The sequence below is a fragment of the Phyllobacterium sp. P5_D12 genome (assembly GCF_054049495.1).
Map to the genome: position 1 here is coordinate 1 of NZ_JBFUMG010000862.1, position 1,347 is coordinate 1,347.

General features: G+C 56.5%; 1 protein-coding gene. It reads left to right on the plus strand.

Features of this window, described 5'->3' with window-relative positions:
• The coding region (locus tag ACXJ5O_RS27110) for an ISL3 family transposase (RefSeq protein ID WP_457302617.1) at positions 1–1,347 on the plus strand (1,347 nt) is incomplete at both ends.

Consider the following 1,347-nt stretch of genomic DNA (forward strand, 5'->3'; position numbering starts at 1 on the left):
TGAAGAAAACTGGGTTGTTTCTGCCGCTGCGAAACCTGTCGGTATCTGCCCGGATTGCGGAAGGCGAAGCCGGCACCGGCACGGCTGGCACAACCGCCGCCTCCAGGACTTGCCTGTTCAGGGTCAAGTTGTGAAAATMAAACTCGCACTGAACCGTTGGCAGTGTAGGCACCGGAAATGCGGGCGACGAACCTTCACCGATAGGTTGCCTGAGATTGCTTCACCCTACACGCGACGAACTGAACGGATGGCCGAGATTGTACGCTTGATTGGCCACAAGATGGGCGGTCGCCCGGGTGAATACTTGATGCATCGGCTCGGCATGCCGGTCAGTGACGACACGATCTTGCGGCAATTGAAGCGCAATAATCCGGCGTCCATGCAAGAAGACAATATTCGGGTTGTGGGCATTGATGATTGGAGCTGGCGGCATTCCTCGCGGTACGGCACGATCATGGTTGATCTTGAGCGTCAATCGGTCGTCGATGTTCTGGACGACCGCAGCGTTGAGAGCGCGAAAGCATGGTTGCAACAACGTCCGACGATCGAAGTTGTTAGCCGAGATCGCTGTGGCCTGTATGCCCAGGCAGCCCGGGAGGGCGCACCGCAGGCGCGCCAGGTGGCTGACCGTTTTCATCTGGTCCAAAATCTCAGGGCGGCGATTAAGGAACAGATGAGCGTTTATGGCCACGCCCATGTTAGACCCATTCTCTCCGAAGATGCTATCGCCAGCGCTACGGCACAACACCGCCGAGCCCGCTTGCAGCACAGACAATCCCGTCAGGAAATATTCGCCACGCTTCAAGCTTTGCGCCAGCAGGGCCTCACCTACAGCGAGATTGCAAGGYGGACCGGATACGAGCGCCGTAGCATCGCGAATTGGCTCACTTCTAACGCACCTCGAGACAGAAACCGGGCAGCATTGAATCCGACATCGCCGTTGTATTTTGAAACTTTTCTGGCTGAATGCTGGAAGAATGGAAACCGCATTGGGCGCCATCTATTTCACGATATCAAGAACCGCGGCTACACGGGCAGTCGTTCCAATCTGGAGCGCCTGTTGAAGGTGTGGCGTGAAGCCGAAAACATCCAACCCGACGACCCGCCTCCAGATGTGCATGTTTCAGAACCTGTCCGCGATCCTGATACCGGCCATGTGATCTCGTCTGTGGTGGCCGCAGCTTTGTGCATAAAACCGCGCGGCCTGCTGACAGATCTTCAGACCAGAAAGGTCAATGCTTTGAAGCAGGGCTCGACAGCGTTCGCCATAATGCGTGACTTGGCCATGCGCTTCAACGGCATCTTGCGCAGCAGGAATTCGGCGGCACTGGATGAATGGATCGACAA